The organism is Paraburkholderia sp. HD33-4, assembly GCF_021390635.1.
Classification (GTDB): domain Bacteria; phylum Pseudomonadota; class Gammaproteobacteria; order Burkholderiales; family Burkholderiaceae; genus Paraburkholderia.
Genome location: NZ_JAJEJS010000001.1, coordinates 1,056,369 through 1,076,743 on the forward strand (window position 1 = coordinate 1,056,369; position 20,375 = coordinate 1,076,743).

Genomic DNA, 20,375 nt, shown 5'->3' on the forward strand with positions numbered 1-20,375 from the left:
GTTTCCGTTCGAGTAGTAAGCTGTCCGGCATGGCGTTAGCCGTGCCGTTTGCCATGCCGCGCGCGCGGTGTCGTGTTCCGCGTGCGGCCGTCGTTGTCGTCTTCGATCGTCCGGTTCCGGACCCTAGTGGTGCAACAGCGGGTGCAACAGCGGGTGCAACGACGGGTTCAGGCAGCGAGCCGAATCCGCCGCTTGAGTCCGCTGTTTGTCCCCGCGTCATCAAGCGAGACCCTCAATGAAAGCATCGGACCTGTTCGTCAAATCGCTGGAAGCCGACGGTGTCGAGTACGTGTTCGGCATCCCCGGTGAAGAAAATCTCGATCTGCTCGAGTCGCTGCGCCGCTCGAAAATCCGTCTGATCCTCACGCGCCACGAACAGGCGGCCGGCTTCATGGCCGCCACCTACGGGCGGCTTACCGGCCGCACGGGAGTATGTCTGGCGACGCTCGGCCCCGGCGCGACCAACTTCGTGACCGCGGCCGCTTACGCGCAGCTGGGCGGCATGCCGATGCTGATGGTCACGGGCCAGAAGCCGATCAAGTCGAGCAAGCAGGGGCACTTCCAGATCGTCGACGTGGTGCGGATGATGGAGCCGCTCACCAAGTACACGCGGCAGATCGTGTCGATCGGCAATATTCCGGCGGCGGTGCGCGAGGCCGTGCGCCGCGCCGAGGAGGAGCGGCCCGGCGCCACTCATCTCGAACTGCCCGAGGACGTCGCGCACGAGGAGGGCGACGGCAAGCCGATTCCTAAGAGCTACAGCCGCCGTCCGGTCGCCGAGGAGAAGGCGGTCGCGCGCGCGGTCGAGGCGATCACCGCCGCGAAGCATCCGCTGCTGATGATCGGCGCGGGCGGCAACCGCAAGACCACGACGAAGATGCTGCGCGAGTTCGTCGACCAGATCGGCATTCCGTTCTTCACGACGCAGATGGGCAAGGGCGTGATCGACGAATCGCATCCGATGTGGCTCGGCAACGCGACGCTCTCCGACGGCGACTTCGTGCACCGCGCGATCGAGCACGCGGACTGCATCATCAACGTCGGTCACGACGTGATCGAAAAGCCGCCGTTCTTCATGCGCAGCGGCGAGTCGGGCGAGAAGACCGTGATCCACGTGAACTTCCTCGGCGCCGAAGTCGACCCCGTGTATTTCCCGCAGATCGAAGTGGTCGGCGATATCGCGAATGCGGTGTGGCAGTTGAAGGAGAGCCTGAAGACCCGCAAGGAGCATTGGGACTTCACGCGCTTCAAGGAGATCAAGGAGCACTTCGAGGCGCATCTGGTGAAGGGCCAGCACGACGACCGCTTTCCGATGTATCCGGTGCGGATCGTCAACGACGTGTACGAGACCACGCCGGTCGACGGGATCGTGTGTCTGGATAACGGCATGTACAAGATCTGGTTCGCGCGCTACTACCGTGCGCACGAGCCGAATTCGCTGCTGCTCGACAACGCATTGGCGTCGATGGGCGCGGGGCTGCCGTCGGCGATCGCGAGCAAGATCGTGCATCCGGAGCGCAAGGTGATCGCCGTATGCGGCGACGGCGGCTTCATGATGAACTCGCAGGAGCTCGAAACGGCGGTGCGCATGAAGCTCGATCTGGTGATCCTGATCCTGCGCGACGACGCGTTCGGCATGATCCGCTGGAAGCAGGAGAACATGAATTTCCCGGACTACGGCATGACGCTTGCGAACCCGGATTTCGTCGCCTATGCGCAAAGCTATGGCGCGCAGGGGCATCGGGTCGAGGCGGCCGAGCAGTTCGCGCCGCTGTTGCGCGAGTGTTTCGCGACGCCCGGCGTGCACGTGATCGACCTGCCGATCGACTATTCGGACAACGAGCGCGTGCTCAATCGCGAGATCAAGCGGTTGTCCGCGCGGCTTTGAGCCTCTGTGCAGCGAATCCAGGAGAACTCGACATGTTGCAGAAAACCTATCCGTACTACCTGGCCAACGAGGCGGTGGCCGCCAACACCGATCTCGAAGTCACCGACAAATTCAGCGGCGAAGTCGCGACGCGCGTCGCGATGGCCGACGCGGCCGCGATCGACAAGGCGATCGGCCACGCGGTCGATGTGATGCCCGCGATGCGCGCCTACCCGCCGTTCAAGCGCCAGGCGGTGCTCGAACACTGCGTGAAGCGCTTTCGCGAGCGCTACGACGAACTCGCGCTCGCGCTGTGCATCGAGGCGGGCAAGCCGATCAACGATTCGAAGGGCGAAGTCACGCGCCTGATCGATACGTTCAAGGTCGCCGCGGAGGAGAGCGTGCGGATCGACGGCGAGATCATCAATCTGGAGATTTCGCCGCGCGCGAACGGCTATCACGGCTACGTGAAGCGCGTGCCGATCGGGCCGTGCTCGTTCATCTCGCCGTTCAATTTCCCGCTGAACCTGACTGCGCACAAGGTCGCGCCGGCGATCGCGGCGGGCGTGCCGTTCGTACTGAAACCGGCGAGCCGCACGCCGGTCGGTGCGCTGATCATGGGCGAAATCCTCGCGGAAACCGATCTGCCGAAGGGCGCGTTCTCGATTTTGCCCGCGCATCGCGATGGCGCCGACCTGTTCACGACCGACGAGCGCTTCAAGCTGTTGTCGTTCACGGGGTCGCCGGCGGTCGGCTGGGAGTTGAAGCGTAAAGCTGGCAAGAAGAAGGTGATTCTGGAGCTGGGCGGCAACGCGGCGGCGCTCGTCGATGGCGATCAGGGCGGCAAGCTCGACTACGTGGTCGAGCGGCTCGCGTTCGGCGCGTTCTACCAGTCGGGGCAGAGCTGCATCGGCGTGCAGCGGATTCTCGCGCATGCGAGCGTCTACGACGCGCTGCGCGAGAAGCTGATCGCGAAGACGAAGTCGCTCGTGATGGGCGATCCGAAGAACGAAAAGACTTTCGTCGGACCGATGATCTCCGAATCGGAGGCGAAACGGCTCGCCGGCTGGATGGAAGGGGCGGTGCAGGCGGGCGCGAAGATCGTCGCGGGCGGCAAGGTCGACGGCGCGATGTTCGAGGCGACGCTGCTCGAAGGCGTGAAGCGCGACACCGATCTGTATCGCAAGGAGGCGTTCGGGCCGGTCGCGATCCTTGAGCGCTTCGACGATTTCGAGGCGGCGCTCGCTCAGGTCAACGACAGCGACTTCGGCCTGCAGGCCGGCATATTTACCGATTCGCTCGCGCATGCGCATCGCGCGTGGGATGCGCTCGAAGTGGGCGGCGTCGTGATCAACGACGTGCCGTCGTTCCGCGTCGACAACATGCCGTACGGCGGCGTCAAGGATTCGGGGCTCGGGCGCGAGGGTGTGCGCTACGCGATCGAGGATATGACCGAGCTGCGGCTGATGGTGATGCGAGAGACCTGGTGAAGCGATCGATCTGACGTGAGCGGGGGTGCCCCGGCGGCTCGCGATGGCGCTAGTGCGGGCCCGAGGTTGCTGGCGGAAGGCGCCCCGGGGCCGCCGCGCGCCAAAGCGCCCGGCTGTCACGCCACTGTCGTCTGCGCGCACTACGCTGCGAGCGAAGCGCCGGCCGAGAGCCGCCAGCCGGCGGTCACGAGCCTTTTTGCTGAAGTGTTACAATGCTGGGCTTTCGGCGGGTGTTTCCGCCAGCCGGAGCCGGCCGCATTATCCGAACTCAGACGGGTCTCGCGCGGAACGACGTGGCTCCGCCCTCATCCTGATGCCCTCCGCGGTCCCGACCGCTGCCGCGCGCATCGCGCCACGCGCCTTTTTAGCGAAAGCCACCATGTCCGACACCGCCGTCACGCCCAGCACCGAGACTTTTGATCAATTCGGCCTCGCGCCCGACATCCTGAAGGCCATCAAGGAATCGGGCTACACGTCGCCCACGCCGATCCAGGCGAAGGCGATCCCGGTCCTGCTGGCGGGACGTGACGTGATGGGCGCGGCGCAGACCGGCACCGGCAAGACCGCGAGTTTCGCGCTGCCAATCATCCAGCGTCTGCTGCCGCAGGCCAGTACGAGCGCGTCGCCGGCGCGCCATCCGGTGCGCGCACTGATCCTCACACCCACCCGCGAACTCGCCGACCAGGTCGCCGCGAACGTGCAGGCCTACGCGAAGCACACGGCGCTGCGCAGCGCGGTCGTGTTCGGTGGCGTCGACATGAATCCGCAGTCCGACCAGTTGCGCCGCGGCGTCGAAATCCTGATCGCGACGCCGGGCCGTCTGCTCGATCACGTGCAGCAGAAAACCGCGAACCTGGGCCAGGTGCAGATGCTCGTGCTCGACGAAGCCGACCGCATGCTCGACATGGGCTTCCTGCCCGACCTGCAGCGCATCCTGAACCTGCTGCCGAAAGAGCGCCAGACGCTGCTCTTCTCCGCCACGTTCTCGGGCGAAATCAAGAAGCTCGCCGCGACCTATCTGCGCAACCCGCAGACCATCGAAGTCGCGCGCAGCAACTCGACCGCGACCAACGTCACGCAGGTCGTCTACGAAGTCGCGGAGGGCGACAAGACTGGCGCGGTCGTGCAGCTGATCCGCGAGCGCGGCCTGAAGCAGGTGATCGTGTTCTGCAACAGCAAGATCGGCGCGAGCCGACTCGCGCGCAGCCTCGAACGTGATGGCGTGGTCGCGACCGCGATTCACGGCGACCGCTCGCAAGGCGAGCGGATGCAGGCGCTCGACGCGTTCAAACGCGGCGAAGTCGAGGCGCTGGTCGCGACGGACGTCGCCGCACGCGGCCTCGATATCGCCGAACTGCCGGCGGTGATCAACTTCGATCTGCCGTTCAACGCCGAAGACTACGTGCACCGGATCGGCCGTACGGGCCGCGCGGGCGCATCGGGCGACGCGCTGTCGCTGTGCAGCCCGAACGAGCGCAAGCAGCTGGCCGACATCGAGAAGCTGATCAAGCGGCCGCTCGACTTGCAGCGCCTGACCGTCGAGGCGCCGGTGCGCCATCATCACGAGGATCGTTCGCTGCGCCGCGAGCGCAGCGAATCGCGCGACGAGCGCAGCCGCCGTCGCCCGGGCGGCGCGTCGGGTTCGTATGACCGTCCGCATCATCATCATCATCGCGCGCAGCCGATCGACGATTTCTTCCTGAAGCCGTACGAGCCGTCGCCGGCATCGGTGCGCAAGGTCGAGGAGTCGGCCACGGCGAACGCCGCACCGCAAAAGGCGGCGCCGAAGCGGCAGCTGGCCGCGTTGCTCGGCGGGTTCGGAATGCCGAGGAAGACGCCTTCGTCGTCGTAAGACGGACTGTCGGGTTCAGCGCTCGGGGTGCAACGCCTCGGGCGTAAAAGGCGGGGAGCCGCGCAGCTCGATGTTTTGGACAGCGCAGAAGGCTCAACGCATGCGCATCATGCCGATGTTCATCCCCGTTTCGCCCAAGCCGCGGCCCAGGCCGCGGTCGCGACGCTGTAGAACTGCTCTAGCGTCGCAGGCGGCTCGCTCCCCAGCTCCAGTCCCAGATGCCGTGCCGCGGCGCCCAGTGCCTCCAGCGGTTTGTCGCTGTCGAGCGCGGTCGCGCCGTTCTGCTTGCTCAGTTTCTCGCCGTGCTCGTTCGTGACGACCGGCACATGCAGATACTCGGGCGTCGCCACGCCGAGACAACGCTGCAGATAAATCTGCCGCGCCGTCGAATCCATCAGATCCGCGCCGCGCACGATGTGCGTGATGCCCGCGTCCGCATCGTCCACTACCACTGCGAGCTGATACGCCCACTGATCGTCCGCCCGGCGCAGCACGAAATCGCCGACCTCGGTCGCGAGGTTTTGCGTCTGCGGACCCTGCCAGCGGTCGTCGAACGTGATCACGGCCGCGTCGCCGTCGGGCACACGCAGGCGCCACGCGCGCGCCGGCTTGCCGTGCAGCCCCTTGCGGCACGTGCCGGGGTAGGCGAGCGTGGTGTTGCGCGCGTGCGCGTTCAACAGCGAATCGGCGATTTCCTTGCGCGTGCAGCCGCACGGATAGACCAGGCCGGTCGATTTCAACTGCTCGAGCGCCTGCTGATAGCGCGCCATGCGCTGGCTTTGCCAGACCGGCGCCTCGTCGGCACACATGCCGAAGCGTTCGAGGGTCGCGAGGATGTCCTCGGCGGCACCGGGCACCGTGCGCGGCCCGTCGATATCTTCGACGCGCACGAGCCACTCGCCGCACTGCGCGCGCGCATCGAGCCAGCTCGCGAGCGCGCTGACCAGCGAGCCGAAATGCAGCGGGCCGGTCGGCGACGGTGCGAAGCGTCCGCGATAGGTCATGGTTTGGAGGCGACGGGCGAGTCGCCGGCACGGGTTGCCGCCCCGGCTGTCCCGCTCGTCCGGGTCGTCCCGGTCGTCGTTAGGCAGCGCACGCGGCCGTGCCGTCCGGATGGCACGCCGGACAGGTCTTGCCCGCGACGTACATCGGCGATTGCTGTTGCTCGGGCGTGACCACCGCGCGGCAGCCGAAACATTGCCGGGTCGAGGTCGGTTCGAGTTGCGGATTCAGCGCGGTGCGATAGTCGAACACGAAGCAGTCGCCGTGATAATGCGCGCCGCCCACTTCCTCGAAGTATTTGAGGATGCCGCCTTCGAGTTGGTACACGTTCTCGATGCCGACGTCCTTCATGTGGATCGCCGCCTTCTCGCAGCGGATGCCGCCCGTGCAGAACGACACGACCGTCTTGCCTTCGAGATCGGCGCGGTTGTTCTCGATCACCTCGGGGAATTCGCTGAACTTCGTGATCCGATAGTCGAGCGCGTTCTCGAAGGTGCCGACGTCGACTTCGAACGCATTACGCGTGTCGAGCATCACGACCGGACGGCCTTCGTCGTCGTGACCGCGGTCGAGCCAGCTCTTCAGCGTGGGCGCGTCGACGAACGGCGCGCGGCCGAGCTCGGGGCGGATCGCCGGCTTTTTCATCGTGATGATTTCGCGCTTGAGCTTGACCAGCATGCGCGTGAACGGCTGCTTGTCCGACAGGCTTTCCTTGAACTGCAGATTCGCAAACTTGCCTTCGAACAGCGGATCGTGGCGGATGTAATCGATGAACGCGTCGGTGTTCTCGCGCGTGCCGGCAGTAAACAGGTTGATGCCTTCCGGCGCGAGCAGGATCGTGCCGCGCAGGCCGAGCGCGTTGCAGCGCTCGGTGACGAGCGGGCGCCACGCGGCGGTGTCTTCGATGGTCGCGAATTGATACGCGGAGAGATTGACGATACTCATATGTGTTCAGCGGTAAAGATGGCCGGCGTGGCGAGGGGCGGCGGGCGGCGCGTGGTGCCGCCGCTGTCGCGCCCCGTATAAGACCCGCGATTTGGCGCGCGGGTTGCCGCACGGGTTCCTGCGCATTTTCGCGCGCATTTCCACGGTACGCGGCCACGTCGAAACAGACGAAACCTCTATTATCCCTCAACCTGGCATTTCCCCCGACCTGGCCGAATGGCCAACGGTTTGCGCTAGCGCAAACAGCGCGCTTGCCGACCCCGTGCTGGCCGGATGGCCAACGCGCCGTTTTGACCTGAAAACTGCGGAAGGCTGGGGTTACAATGTCGCCCATGTCAGATCCCCGCTTCGTTCATCTCCGCGTTCACTCCGAATTCTCGATTGCCGACGGCATCGTGCGTCTCGACGACATCGTCGCGGCGGCGGCCAAAGACGGTCAGGGCGCGCTCGCGCTCACCGACCTCGGCAACGCGTTCGGCCTCGTCCGTTTTTACAAGGAAGCGCGTGGCAAAGGGGTCAAACCCATTGCCGGCTGCGACGTCTGGATCACCAATCCGGACGACCGCGACAAGCCTTCGCGTCTGCTGCTGCTGGTCAAGGACCGCGGCGGTTATCTGAACCTCTGCGAATTGCTCAGCAAGGCCTCGCTGACGAACCAGTATCGCGGCCGCGCGGAAATCGAAGCCGGCTGGCTCGAAACTGGTTTGGGCGAAGGACTGCTCGCGCTGTCGGGCGCGCAGCAGGGCGACATCGGCCTCGCACTGGCGGCCGGCAACGAAGAGGCGGCGAAGCGCAACGCGCGGCATTGGGCGAAGGTGTTCCCGGGCGGCTTCTATATCGAGCTGCAACGCTGCGGTCAGCCCGGCGGCGAGCAGTACGTGCAGCAGGCGGTCGCGCTCGCGGCGGCGCTGAAACTGCCGGTCGTCGCGACGCACCCGATGCAGTTCATGACGCCAGACGACTTCACCGCGCACGAAGCGCGCGTATGTATTTCCGAAGGCGACATTCTCGCGAATCCGCGTCGCCAGAAGCGCTTTACTGCCGAGCAGTATTTCCGCTCGCAACAGGAAATGGCCACGCTGTTCGCGGACATTCCTTCGGCGCTCGCCAACACCGTGCAGATCGCGAAGCGCTGCAATCTGACGCTGGAACTCGGCAAGCCGAAGCTGCCGCTCTTTCCGACGCCCGACGGCATGTCGCTCGACGACTATCTCGTGCAACTGTCGAAAGAGGGCCTCGAAAAGCGGCTCGAACAGCTGTTTCCGGACGAAGCCGAACGCGACGCGCAACGCCCCACGTATTACCAGCGCCTCGAATTCGAGTGCGGCACGATCATCAAGATGGGCTTTCCGGGCTACTTCCTGATCGTTGCGGACTTCATCAACTGGGCGAAGAACAACGGCGTGCCGGTCGGTCCGGGCCGCGGTTCGGGCGCGGGCTCGCTGGTCGCTTATGCGCTCGGCGTGACCGATCTGGATCCGCTGCGCTACAACCTGCTGTTCGAGCGCTTCCTGAATCCGGAGCGGGTGTCGATGCCCGACTTCGATATCGACTTCTGCCAGCACGGCCGCGATCGCGTGATCCAGTACGTGAAGGAGAAGTACGGCGCGAACGCGGTGTCGCAGATCGCGACGTTTGGCACGATGGCGGCGAAGGCGGCGGTGCGCGATATCGGCCGCGTGCTCGATCTCGGCTACATGTTCACGGACGGCATCGCGAAGCTGATCCCGTTCAAGCCGGGCAAGCACGTGACGATCGCCGACGCGATGAAGGAAGAGCCGCTGTTGCAGGAGCGCTTCGACAATGAAGATGAAGTGCACCAGCTGCTCGAACTCGCGCAGCGCGTCGAAGGCTTGACGCGGAACGTCGGTATGCACGCGGGCGGCGTGCTGATCGCGCCCGGCAAGCTGACCGATTTCTGCCCGTTGTACACGCAGGGCGACGAAAGCGGCGTAGTCAGCCAGTACGACAAGGACGACGTCGAAGCGGTCGGCCTCGTCAAGTTCGACTTTCTGGGCCTGACCACGCTGACCATTCTGGATTGGGCCGAGCGCTATATCCGCCGCCTCGATCCGTCGAAGCAGGACTGGTCGCTAGGCCAGGTGCCGCTCGACGACCCCGCGTCGTTCTCGATCCTGAAAAAAGCGAATACGGTCGCCGTGTTCCAGCTGGAAAGCCGCGGCATGCAGGGCATGCTGAAGGACGCCCAGCCTGACCGCTTCGAGGACATCATCGCGCTCGTCGCGTTGTACCGTCCGGGCCCGATGGACCTGATCCCGAGCTTCTGCGCGCGTAAGCACGGCCGCGAGGTGGTGGAGTATCCGGACCCGCGCGTCGAACCTGTTCTGAAAGAGACCTACGGCATCATGGTCTACCAGGAGCAGGTGATGCAGATGGCGCAGATCATCGGCGGCTACTCGCTCGGCGGCGCCGACCTGCTGCGTCGCGCGATGGGTAAGAAAAAGCCCGAGGAAATGGCCAAGCACCGCGAAATTTTCGCGGAAGGCGCGGCGAAGAACGGCCTCACGCGGGAGAAGGCGGACGAGACCTTCGACCTGATGGAGAAGTTCGCGGGCTACGGCTTCAACAAGTCGCACGCGGCCGCGTATGCGCTGCTCGCGTACCACACCGCGTGGCTGAAGGCGCACCATCCGGCCGAGTTCATGGCGGCCAATATGTCGCTCGCGATGGACGACACGGACAAGGTCAAGATCCTGTTCGAAGACTGCCTCGCGAACAAGATGGCCGTGCTGCCGCCGGACGTGAATCTGTCCGCGTACCGCTTCGAGCCGGTCGCCGAAGCCGACGGCAAGCGCTCGCGCACGATCCGCTACGGTCTCGGCGCGATCAAGGGCAGTGGTCAGAACGCGATCGAAGAAATCCTGCGCGCGCGCGAAGAGGGTCGCTTCATCGACATCTTCGATTTCTGCAATCGCGTCGATCGCCGCATCGTCAATCGTCGCACGATCGAGGCGCTGATTCGCGCCGGCGCGTTCGACACGCTGCATGCGAACCGCGCGCAGCTGATCGCATCGGTGTCGCTCGCGATGGAAGCGGCCGAGCAGGCGGCGGCCAATGCATTGCAGGCGGGTCTGTTCGACATGGGCGACGCGCCGTCGCAAGGCCACGAACTCGTCGACGAGCCCGAGTGGCCGGAAAAGCGCAAGCTGCAGGAAGAGAAGGCCGCGCTCGGTTTCTACCTGTCGGGCCATCTGTTCGATGCCTACAAGGACGAAGTGCGTCGCTTCGTGCGCCAGAAGATCGGCGAGCTGAAGGAAGGGCGCGACAAGCTGGTCGCGGGTGTGATCGTGTCGTTGCGCACGCAGATGACCCAGCGCGGCAAGATGCTGATCGCGCTGCTCGACGACGGCACCGGCCAGTGCGAAGTGACCGTCTTCAACGAGGTCTTCGAAGAGCACAAGCAGCTGTTCAAGGAAGACGAACTGCTGGTCGTGCAGGGCCAGGCGCGTAACGACGCGTTCACGGGCGGCATCCGCTTCACGGTCGAAACGGTGATGGATCTCGGCCGCGCGCGCTGCCGCTACGCGGACTCGCTGAAAGTGCAGATGAACGGCAATGCGGACGCGCAGGCACTGCGCCGGGTGCTCGAAGCGCACACCGCCGGCAAGGACGAGCCTGCCACGGCAGCCGCGCCGGCGGCAGCTACACGTGGCAACGGCGGCGGCAATGGCGGCGGGCGGGGCGGCTTCGGCGGCGACGGCGGCCGTCAGCGTCAGGCGGTGCAGATTCCGAACGGGCTCGCGGTGCAGGTGGTTTATCGCAGCGAGCATGCGCAGGGCGAAATGCGTCTCGGCGACGCGTGGCGCGTGAAGCCGACCGATGAACTGCTCGCCGCCCTGCGCGGCGAGTTTGCGGGAAGCTCGATCGAGATCGTGTATTGAGCGATGCCGATGCTGCAGTCGGCCGGTGCCGCGTGTACCGGCTAACCTGACCTCAGCCAGCTTACCGCCCGCCCGTTTTTTCCAGACGCGCCAGCTTCAGAAACCGGTAGTACACCGTCTCCGCATTGAACAACGCGATCATCAGCCCGGCGCGGCCATCCAGAAAGCCGCGCCGCAGCAGATAGGTCCGCACGAACGCCCACAGGCCTCGTCCGACCGCGAGGCGTACGCTGCCTTTCTGCCCGGCCTCGTAGCGCTGCCGCGCGCCGGCTGTCGAATACGCGTCGAGCTTGCGCAGCACACCCTCGTAGTCCTCGTACGAGTAGTGCATCAGCTTGCCGCTCAGGCGTTGCGCGGGCGTATCGAACACGAGGCGCTCGTGCACCAGGTCGTCGGAGAAACGCGCGGTGCCGCGTTTGAAAAGGCGCGGAATCCAGTCCGGATACCAGCCGCTGTGGTGGACCCACTGGCCGCAGAAGCTCGACAGACGGTCCACCGCGTAGACGTCGGCGGCGGGCGCGGCGAGCGTCGCGCGAATCGATGCGGCAAGCTCCGGCGTGACGATTTCGTCGGCGTCGAGCGACAGGATCCAGCTGGTCGTCAGTGCCTCGACAGCGCGGTTCTTTTGCGGGCCGAAGCCCGGCCAGTCGGTTTGTTCGATGACGCGAGCGCCGTGCGCTCGGGCGATGTCGGCGGTGCCGTCGGTGCTGCCGCCGTCGATCACGACGATCTGGTCGGCAAAGGCCACGGCTTGCAGACATTCGGCGAGCCGCGCCGCCGCGTTCCGGGTGATGATGGCAACGCCAAGAGTGGTTTCTTGCATACCTGAGTTGCGTGGAGGACGAAGTGACGGAGCGGGCCGCGACCCGGCAATCGAGCAGCGAGTATACACACCTCATCCGGCCCCACACCACAGCCTCGATCCGCCAGGTGTCGCGCGCATGCCGTCGCGCGCCGAGCGTCGGCCGTCATCTGCAACCGATTACAATGCTCTTTTTCGATATTCCACGCGGCGGCCCGACCATGCGCCGCGTGCTCGCCGTTCCGCATTTCCAGAGGATTCCTTGAGCGCGAAGCCAACGTTAAGCAAACCCATGGGTTCAGGCGATGCGTCGTCGCCCGCCGTCGTCCTGCGGCGCCTGTGGCCTTTCATCAAGCCGCTGCTGTGGGTCGTGGTCGGCGCGATCGTCGCGATGGCAGTGAGCGCGGGCACCGACGCCGCCATTCCCGCGCTGCTCAAGCCGCTGCTCGACAAGGGCTTCGGCTCGCACGCGGTCGACAAGACCAAGTGGCTCGTGCCGGTCGCGGTGATCGGCCTCGCGCTGATTCGCGGCGTGTCGCAGTACGCGTCCGGCTATCTGCTCGCGTACGTGTCGAACAAGATCCTGCTCGAACTGCGCCTGAAAATGTTCGATCGCATGATCCACACGAGCGTCGCGTTTTTCCAGCGCGAAACCGCGAGCACGGTGATCAACGCGATCGTCTTCGAGGTCAACCAGATCCTGAACGTGTTGCTGAGCGTGATGGTCACGCTCGTGCGCGATTCGCTGACGGTGATTTTCCTGCTCGGCTATCTGTTCTATCTGAACTGGCGCCTGACGCTGATCGTCGCGGTGCTGCTGCCCGGCATCGGCTGGCTGGTCGGCAAGATCAACCGCCGGCTGCGGCGCCTGAACCGCGAGCATCAACTGCTGACGAACGAGCTGTCGTACATCGTCGAGGAGACGGTCGGCGGCTACAAGGTCGTCAAGGTGCACAACGGCGAGCAGTACGAGATGGACCGCTTCACCGAGATGAGCCGGCGCCTGCGCGGCTACGCGATGCGCATGACGGTGTCCGGCGGCCTCGCGCAGCCGTTGACGCAGTTCCTCGCGTCGATCGCGCTCGCGGTCGTGATCACGATCGCGGTGGTGCAGTCGTCGTCGGATCAGACGACGGTCGGCGGCTTCGTCGCGTTCGTCACGTCGATGCTGCTGATCATCTCGCCGCTCAAGCATCTGATGGACGTGAACCAGCCGTTGCAGCGCGGCATGACCGCGGCCGAGCTGATCTTCGGTCTGATCGACGAGCCGGCCGAGCCGGAAGGCGGCGGCAAGCCGCTCGCGCGGGCGCGCGGCGAGGTCGAGTTCCGCGACGTGTCGTTCGCCTACGGCACCAACTCCACGCACAACCGTCACACGCTCGACCAGGTGTCCTTCAAGGTTGCGCCGGGCGAGATGGTCGCGCTCGCGGGTCCGTCGGGCAGCGGCAAGACCACGCTCGTGAACCTGCTGCCGCGCTTCTTCGACCCGACCGGCGGCGCGATTCTGGTCGACGGCGTCGCGCTGCCCGAATACGGCCTGCATGCGCTGCGCAGCCAGATCGCGATGGTGAGCCAGGACGTCGTGCTGTTCAACGACACGATCGCGAACAATGTCGCCTACGGCCAGACGGCCGATGCCGAAAAGGTCAAGGCGGCGCTGCGCGCGGCGAACCTGTGGGACACCGTGCAGGCGATGCCGCAGGGCATCGAGACGCTCGTCGGCGACAACGGCATGATGCTCTCGGGCGGCCAGCGCCAGCGTCTCGCGATCGCGCGCGCGATCTACAAGGACGCGCCGATCCTGATTCTCGACGAAGCGACCTCGGCGCTCGATTCCGAGTCCGAGCGCCACGTGCAGGCGGCGCTCGAAACGCTGATGAAGGGCCGCACCACGCTCGTGATCGCGCACCGGCTGTCGACGATCGAGCGCGCTGACCGCATCCTCGTCATGGAAGCGGGGCGGATCGTCGAGCGCGGCAGCCATCGTGAGTTGCTGGAGCACGACGGCCTGTACGCGCATCTGCATCGGATCCAGTTCCAGCAAAGCGCGGTTTGATCCGGTGCGTGGCGGGCAGGGGCTAGCGCGTATCGCCGCGGCCCCGCCCTTGTTTTTTTTGGCCCATTTTTGAGACAGTGTTGTGTTTAAGTCTCAATTTGTTGCGCTCTTTCAGCACTAACAGCATGCTGGCGGGCAATGACAGTCCGTCTTGCGGAAATCGACTGCCCATGTCTCACGACGATCCGAGCAAACCGCTCGTCTCCATCGCGCTCGCGACCTACAACGGCCGCACTTATCTGCCCGAGCTGCTGGCTTCGCTCGACGCGCAGAGCTGGCCCCATCTCGAAGTCGTGGTATCCGACGACGCCTCCAGCGACGGCACCCGCGAACTGCTCGCGTCCCATGTGGGACGCGTGCCGGTGCGGCTGGTCGGCGATGGCACGCGGGCCGGCATCGTCGGCAATTTCGAGCGCGCGCTCGCCGGCTGCCGCGGCGACTACATCGCGCTCGCCGACCAGGACGACGTCTGGGCGCCCGAGAAAATCACCGATCTGATGCGCGAGCTGCGGCGCGCGGAAAGTGCCGGCGGCTGCGCCGCGAAGCCGGCGCTCGCATTCTGCGACATCGAGCTCGTCGACTCGACGCTGTGTTGTCTGTCGCGCTCGTTGTTCGAGATCACCGCGAAGTCGCGCTGCGCGACGCGACTGCGCGATTTTCTGCTGAGCAACCATGTGCCCGGTTGCGCGATGCTCGTCAATCGAGCGACGCTCGAACGCGCGCTGCCGTTCCCGCCCGGCATCGTGATGCACGACTGGTGGCTCGCCATGGTGGTCGCATCGTTCGGCGAGATTCGCCATGTCGCGGCACCGCATCTGAAATATCGGCAGCACGAAAGCAACGCGGTCGGCGCGAGCGCGACCAACGAGCGCGGCGCGGCGCGCGAAGAATGCGGCGCCGAGGCGGCACGCCGGCGCGGCGCGAGCCGGCGGCGGCAGATCGAAGCGATCGCGGACCAGGTGCGGGTGTTCGCGCGACGCTTCGGCGCCGAGCTCCCCGTCGACGCGCGCCACGACATGCATGCGTTTTCGCGTGGCGTCGCGAGTTGGCGCGGCGCGTTCGAGTTCGTGATGATCAGCCACACCGGCGAGACGTTCGTGCGCTCGGTGAAGATGCTGCGGCGCTTGCGCGCGAGCGTGCTGAGCTTTGGCGTCGAGACGCGACGGCCGAGTCTCGTACGACGCTTGCGGCAGCGGCGCGGTGCGTCGCGCAGACTCTCGTGACCCGTGTCGGGTCGCAAAGCACCGCCAGATTGCACCGTCGTCTTCAGGCCTTGCCGCGCCGCACGACCCGCTTGATCCAGATGCCCGGCGCATAGACCACCGGGCAACTCGCATACACAAACATCCGCATGCGCAGCCCGAGTTTCACACCGGCGCTGCGCGTCACCAGCCCGATGCGTTCGCCGAGGCTGCCTGCCTCGAACATTGCGTGGATGAACTGCTCGCGCGCGAGCTTCGACGCCATCGCCGAGCGCATGCGTTCGCCGACCCCGGCGATCTCGGCGTCGCGCTGCAGCTGCGCGAGCTCCGCGAGTCCGTAGCGATTGCTCTGCCGCATCCGCGCGATCAGCTCGTCGACCGACTGGTAGCGGCGCTTGCGCGAAAGGCCGCCGCGCCGGTAGCGCACCAGCGGCTCGCGCAGACTGATCGCGCCACCCGACAGGATCGCGCGCAGCACCATGATCTGATCCTCGGCCGCGGCGCCCGGCAGCATCGGCCCGAAGCGCTCGATCAGGCGTCGCGACCACGTGTGCGCCGCGCCGATCAGCCACGGACGCTCGACGAGCCAGTCGTCGAAGCTGCGATAGCGGTCGAGCTCGGTCGGGCTCACGCGCTCGTGCACGTGACCCGTTTCGTCCATGTCGGCGAGATCGGTCGCGATCAGGTCGGGGCGGCGCCCATGCGCGAGCCAGCAGTCGACCACGCGCGCGCAGCGTTCGGGTGCCGACATGTCGTCGCCGGCGGCGACGAACAGCAGCTCGCCGTGCGCGAGCTGCGCGAGTTGCGACAGGTGCGCGCTGATACCCTGGTTCACGGTGTTGCGCCGCGCGATCACGCGATGTGGCCCTGCGTAGCCGGCAAGCGCCGCTTCGATCGCAGCGTAGGTCGCGTCGCTGGACGCGTCGTCGGAGACGATGATTTCGAGCGGCTCATAGGTTTGCGCGAGCGCGCTGCGCACGGCGTCGCCGATCTGCTCTGCCTGGTTGTAGGCGATCACCAGCATCGAGACGAGCGGGCGGGTGGTATCGGCGGGCGGCAAGCTATCGGTCATGGAGTCGGGGCGAAGGCGATTGGCCTAGATTCTAGCCGCTGACGAGCGCGCCGCGCCGCTCGACCCACGCGCGAAATCGGAGCGCCGCGACCTGAGTTCCGCGAAACCCATCCTTTACAATTGCCGCTGCCCCGAAACTGCGCGCCCACGGCTTGACCCGCGCGTGCATCTCACCGAGACCAATCCTTGTCAGAGCCAACCCGCGACCCGAGCCGCCGTCCCCTCACCGACCTCGCGCTGACCGCCCAGGCGCTGAAGAACAGCGGCGGCGCCGAGCGCTACACGCGCGACGTGATCGCCGGCCTGCATCGGCTGGGACTGCGCCCGACGCTGTTCGCGCGCGAGATCGACCGCGCACTGCCCGAGGCCGCGTGGATCGATGCGCAGCCGCTCAATGTGCGCTGGGCGCCGCGCAAGCTGCGCAACCTCGCGTTCGACTGGCGTCTGAAGCAGCGTTTGAAGCGGCATCGTCCGGACTGCGTGTTCTCGATCAATCACTCGACGCATGCCGACGTCGCGTTGTGCGGCGGCACGCACCCGGGCTCGCTCGAAGCCGCGGGCCGCGCGCCGCGCCGCAGCGACGCATGGCAGATCGAGCTCGAGCGGCGCGTCTACACGCGGGCGCGCTCGATCGTCGCGCATTCGCAATTGATGAGCCGCGAGTTGCAGCGTTTCTACGGCGTGCCGGCCGAGCGCATCGACGTGCTCTACCCGCCGGTCGACACCGAACGCTTCAGGCCGCTCGACGCCGCCGCGCGCGCGGCCGTGCGCCGCCAGCTCGGTGTGCCCGACGATCGCGTGATGTTCGTGTTCTCGTCGACGAGTCACGAGCGCAAGGGCTATCCGCTGCTCGAAGCGTTTTTCTCGCGCACGACGCTGCCGGTCTGCCTCGTCGTCGCGGGCCGTCCGGTGCCGAAAACCGGCGACACAATTCGTTACGCGGGTTACAGCAAAGACATCGAGAAGCTGTTCGCGGCCGCCGATTTTACGGTCGTCGCGTCGGCGTACGAGCCGTTCGGGCTGGTCGGCGTGGAGTCGGTGATGTGCGGCACGCCGCTCGTGATCGCCGACAACGTCGGCTCGGCGGAGACCGTGACCGGCGCCGCGAAGATCGAGTTCTCGCGGCAGTCCGAGGGTAGTTTCGAGCGCGCGATCGGCCAGGCGCTCGAACGCGTGAAGAGCGGCGGCGCGCGCATCGCGGCGCCGCGCGACAGCCTCGTGTACGACCCGAGCGTCGACGCGCACGTCGCGGCGCTTTACGAGGTGTTCACGCGAGGATGACGGCGGCGGTCCGCGCTCGGCGCGCCGCTTCCCGTCAAAACAGCATCAATCGCCCGGCTGCGTCTCGCGCACGACCGCGGCTGACGTCGGCGTAGCCCGCGCTTCACCGCGCAACTCGCGTTTGCGCGCATCGATCACCGCCAGCAGCGTCGCCAACAGCGAGGCGAGCAGCACCGTCACCATCATCGGCACCAGCACGTCGATCGTGAGCCCGAAGATCACCGTGCTCGCCGCGACCGCGAGGCCCGCGTACGACGCGGCGCGAATCGCCGGATCGGTCGCATGCCGGTGTCGCCAGAAATACACCGTGATGCCGTAGTAGAACAGCAGCAGGCAGATCACACCGATCGTGCCCATCTCGGCGAGCGTCGAGAAAAAGTCGCTATGCGCGCGCTCGTTGACGATCTCGGCCTTCACTTCGCCTCGCCTCGCCATCGCGCCGAGCTCGTTGACCAGATGGCCTTTGCCGACGCCCCAAACCGGATGCCGCTCGAACATCATCCGCGACGCGTTCCACAGTTGCAGGCGCAGGCCGGTGGCCGTGTCGTCCTCGCCCTTGTGCATCATCGACACGTCGTTCGGCACCTCGGCAAAGCGCTTCTGCACCCGCTCGGTCGACAGCACCCCGCCCGCCACGATCAGAATCGCGAGGGTGGCGATCAGCAGGCGCTTCTTCTGCGAGAACCAGCGGTACTGGATGCCGAGCAGCACGACGAACACCGGCACCGCGAGCCAGCCGCCGCGCGAGCCCGACAGAAACGACGCATAGCCGCCCGACACCAGCGCGAGCACGCGCGGCACGAGCACCCGCCAGTCGCGCGGATTGTCCCAGCCGAGCGTGAACACCGACAGGAACGCGAGCAGCAGCGCCGTATCGCCGAACGGAATCGCGTTCGTGTACGAGTTGTTCAGGCGGTTCGCGTCGGTCCAGCCGCCGGGCGGCTGGGTGATGATCGCCCATGCGCCGACCGCGAGCGCGCCGGCCGCGCAGCCCCAGCCGATCATGCGCAGATTGCGCGACGGCAATTGCCGCAGCAGCAGGAACACCAGTAGCGCGAGCACGAAACGCGACGCGTTGTCGAACTCGCGTGGCAGCCAGTAGCCGAGCACCAGCTGCTGCGTGCCGATCCCGACCACGAACGCGAGCATGCCGATCGTGAACCAGCGATAGGTGCGCAACGCGGAGAAATAGCCCGGCATGCGCCGGTTGACGATGGCCGCGCCGAGCGCGAGCGCGACGAGCGCGAAAAAGCAGTAGCCGGTGCCGCCGCGCCACGTCAGATTGACGGCGGGCGCGAGAAACAGCAGAGCCGACGTGAGCCAGACCAGACTGGAAGCAAAAATCATAGGTCTACGTTATCGATGAACACACTACCGTTGCGGTGGTGAAAATTGCAGGGGGCGCCGGACCATTCGAGTCCTTCAAGACGGTAGAGCGATCCGGATTATAACCATGCACTTCCTTGCGAAATGCTTGCTGCCGCACGCGGTAAGGTGTCGCTGGCGAGCGGCATGCGACCCGGGGCGGCTGTCGTGCGAGCAGGCGGGGGCGGTACAATCGCGCGACATTCATGGCCGGCGCGCGGCGCATGCCGCGCCCCGTGCCCAGCTCAACGGACCGACTCGATGTTCTCAATCATCATCCCGACGTGGAACAACCTGCCTTATCTGCGCCTCGTGATCAAAAGCCTGCGACGTCATTCGACGCATCCGCACCAGATCATCGTGCACGTCAACGACGGCTCGGACGGCACGCTCGCGTGGGTGCGCGACGAGGGCATCGAGCATACGGCGTCGCCCGGCAATATCGGCATCTGCCACGCGGTCAATATCGCGGCGGCGCGCGCGACGCAGGACTATATCGTCTACATGAACGATGACATGTACTGCTGTCCCGGCTGGGATGAAGCGCTCGTCAAGCGTCTCGCGCAAATGCCGGCCGACAACCTGTTCATGCTGTCGGGCACGATGATCGAGCCGGTCGATTCGGGCAATCCGTGCGTGGTCGTGCGCGACTTCGGCCGCGACGCGCAGGTGTTTCGCGCCGACGAGCTGATCGCGGCAACCCCCAGCCTCGTGCGCGCCGACTGGCGCGGCGCGACATGGCCGCCGACGCTTGTGCATCGCGACTGGTGGTTCAAGGTGGGCGGCTACAGCAGCGAGTTGAGCCCCGGCATGAGCAGCGACAACGATTTCTCGATGAAACTGTGGGACGCCGGCTGCCGCGTGTTCGTCGGCGTCGGCGACAGTCTCGTCTATCACTTCCAGCAGAAGAGCACCGGCAAGATCGTGAAGAACGACGGGCGCCGCCAGTTCCTCAACAAGTGGGGGATGACGCAGGCGACCTTCGACCGCTATTACCTGCGCCGCGGCACTGCGATCGACGGCGCGCTCGCGGTCAGCGAGCCCGAGCGCACCGGCCGGCTGCGTCGGGCGCTGCTGAAGTCGCGCATCAAGCGCGCGTTGGGCTGATGGGCGTCGAGCCGTAAGCGCTTGCTCGACGCATGGCGTGTGTCGAACGCCTGTCAAACGCCGCCCGTCACGAGCGGCAGCACCGTCAGATCCGGATGCGTGCCGTCGACGATGCTGCGCCCCACGTGCACCGCTTCGTATAGCGCGTCGTCGAGGCTCGCGAAGCTCTCCTCGCCGTCCGCGTGAAACGGCACAGCATGGCCCGGAAGATTGGGGTTGGCCCCCGGATGGCAGACGTAGCCCCGGTACGTATAGCGGCTGCTTTGCGCGGCCGGATCGGCGGCATGCGCCGGGTCGGGCGGGTCCTTCGGGACAGGCGATACGTGAATCTCGAAGCCCTCGTATTGCACCGTCTGCCAGTTTGCGGTTTCGTCGGCCATGACCGCCTCCGTCTGGGTCTGTTCTGTCCAAAAAGTCTAGGTGATTTGCCGC

General features: G+C 66.0%; 14 protein-coding genes. 8 read left to right on the forward strand and 6 right to left on the reverse strand.

Features of this window, described 5'->3' with window-relative positions; translation table 11 throughout:
* The first annotated feature begins 235 nt into the window (after nucleotides 1-235).
* The 3 genes from L0U84_RS04725 to L0U84_RS04735 all read left to right on the forward strand — a co-directional run bounded on the left by L0U84_RS04725 (nucleotide 236) and on the right by L0U84_RS04735 (nucleotide 5,209).
* On the forward strand, nucleotides 236-1,888 hold the full coding sequence (locus L0U84_RS04725) for an acetolactate synthase large subunit (protein WP_233848152.1): 1,653 nt from the start codon (nucleotides 236-238) through the stop codon (nucleotides 1,886-1,888).
* Between the two features lie 32 nt (nucleotides 1,889-1,920).
* Entirely contained in the window at nucleotides 1,921-3,357 is a 1,437-nt protein-coding gene (locus tag L0U84_RS04730) for an aldehyde dehydrogenase family protein (RefSeq protein WP_233848154.1), read from the forward strand.
* A gap of 379 nt (nucleotides 3,358-3,736) precedes the next feature.
* Nucleotides 3,737-5,209, forward strand: coding sequence for a DEAD/DEAH box helicase (locus L0U84_RS04735; protein WP_233848155.1), 1,473 nt, complete (start codon nucleotides 3,737-3,739; stop codon nucleotides 5,207-5,209).
* 119 nt (nucleotides 5,210-5,328) lie between these two features.
* On the opposite strand, the gene gluQRS is transcribed toward L0U84_RS04735, so the two are convergent.
* Together gluQRS and L0U84_RS04745 are read right to left on the reverse strand one after the other, a co-directional pair.
* Nucleotides 5,329-6,213 carry a tRNA glutamyl-Q(34) synthetase GluQRS gene (gene gluQRS, locus L0U84_RS04740; protein WP_233848157.1) on the reverse strand — a complete coding sequence of 295 codons (885 nt, stop codon included), beginning with the start codon at nucleotides 6,211-6,213 and terminating at the stop codon, nucleotides 5,329-5,331.
* Between the two features lie 79 nt (nucleotides 6,214-6,292).
* A complete protein-coding gene (locus tag L0U84_RS04745) occupies nucleotides 6,293-7,156 on the reverse strand; it encodes a sulfurtransferase (protein WP_233848160.1) in 864 nt (287 codons plus the stop codon).
* A 323-nt stretch (nucleotides 7,157-7,479) separates the two neighbouring features.
* On the opposite strand from L0U84_RS04745, the gene dnaE reads away from it, so the two are divergent.
* Nucleotides 7,480-11,058 carry a DNA polymerase III subunit alpha gene (gene dnaE, locus L0U84_RS04750; protein ID WP_233848161.1) on the forward strand — a complete coding sequence of 1,193 codons (3,579 nt, stop codon included), beginning with the start codon at nucleotides 7,480-7,482 and terminating at the stop codon, nucleotides 11,056-11,058.
* A 61-nt stretch (nucleotides 11,059-11,119) separates the two neighbouring features.
* On the opposite strand, the gene L0U84_RS04755 is transcribed toward dnaE, so the two are convergent.
* The gene (locus L0U84_RS04755) at nucleotides 11,120-11,881 is read right to left on the reverse strand and encodes a glycosyltransferase family 2 protein (RefSeq protein WP_233848162.1); all 762 of its coding nucleotides are present in this window, start codon (nucleotides 11,879-11,881) and stop codon (nucleotides 11,120-11,122) included.
* A 241-nt stretch (nucleotides 11,882-12,122) separates the two neighbouring features.
* Between L0U84_RS04755 and msbA the strand changes: the two genes are divergently transcribed.
* Together msbA and L0U84_RS04765 are read left to right on the forward strand one after the other, a co-directional pair.
* On the forward strand, nucleotides 12,123-13,916 hold the full coding sequence (gene msbA, locus L0U84_RS04760) for a lipid A export permease/ATP-binding protein MsbA (protein WP_233848163.1): 1,794 nt from the start codon (nucleotides 12,123-12,125) through the stop codon (nucleotides 13,914-13,916).
* 170 nt (nucleotides 13,917-14,086) lie between these two features.
* On the forward strand, nucleotides 14,087-15,139 hold the full coding sequence (locus L0U84_RS04765) for a glycosyltransferase family 2 protein (RefSeq protein ID WP_233848165.1): 1,053 nt from the start codon (nucleotides 14,087-14,089) through the stop codon (nucleotides 15,137-15,139).
* A 43-nt stretch (nucleotides 15,140-15,182) separates the two neighbouring features.
* Here the strand turns inward: L0U84_RS04765 and L0U84_RS04770 are convergent, their stop codons facing one another.
* Nucleotides 15,183-16,190, reverse strand: a complete 1,008-nt coding sequence (locus tag L0U84_RS04770) for a glycosyltransferase family 2 protein (protein WP_233848166.1) — start codon at nucleotides 16,188-16,190, stop codon at nucleotides 15,183-15,185.
* Nucleotides 16,191-16,376: 186 nt separating this feature from the next.
* On the opposite strand from L0U84_RS04770, the gene L0U84_RS04775 reads away from it, so the two are divergent.
* The gene (locus L0U84_RS04775) at nucleotides 16,377-17,471 is read left to right on the forward strand and encodes a glycosyltransferase (RefSeq protein ID WP_233848168.1); all 1,095 of its coding nucleotides are present in this window, start codon (nucleotides 16,377-16,379) and stop codon (nucleotides 17,469-17,471) included.
* 45 nt (nucleotides 17,472-17,516) lie between these two features.
* Here the strand turns inward: L0U84_RS04775 and L0U84_RS04780 are convergent, their stop codons facing one another.
* Nucleotides 17,517-18,818: an O-antigen ligase family protein gene (locus L0U84_RS04780; protein WP_233848169.1), complete on the reverse strand. Its 1,302-nt coding sequence runs from the start codon at nucleotides 18,816-18,818 to the stop codon at nucleotides 17,517-17,519.
* Nucleotides 18,819-19,097: 279 nt separating this feature from the next.
* Between L0U84_RS04780 and L0U84_RS04785 the strand changes: the two genes are divergently transcribed.
* Nucleotides 19,098-19,943 carry a glycosyltransferase family 2 protein gene (locus L0U84_RS04785; RefSeq protein WP_233848170.1) on the forward strand — a complete coding sequence of 282 codons (846 nt, stop codon included), beginning with the start codon at nucleotides 19,098-19,100 and terminating at the stop codon, nucleotides 19,941-19,943.
* Nucleotides 19,944-19,996: 53 nt separating this feature from the next.
* Here the strand turns inward: L0U84_RS04785 and L0U84_RS04790 are convergent, their stop codons facing one another.
* On the reverse strand, nucleotides 19,997-20,323 hold the full coding sequence (locus L0U84_RS04790; protein ID WP_233848171.1) for a hypothetical protein: 327 nt from the start codon (nucleotides 20,321-20,323) through the stop codon (nucleotides 19,997-19,999).
* Nucleotides 20,324-20,375 lie beyond the last annotated feature (52 nt).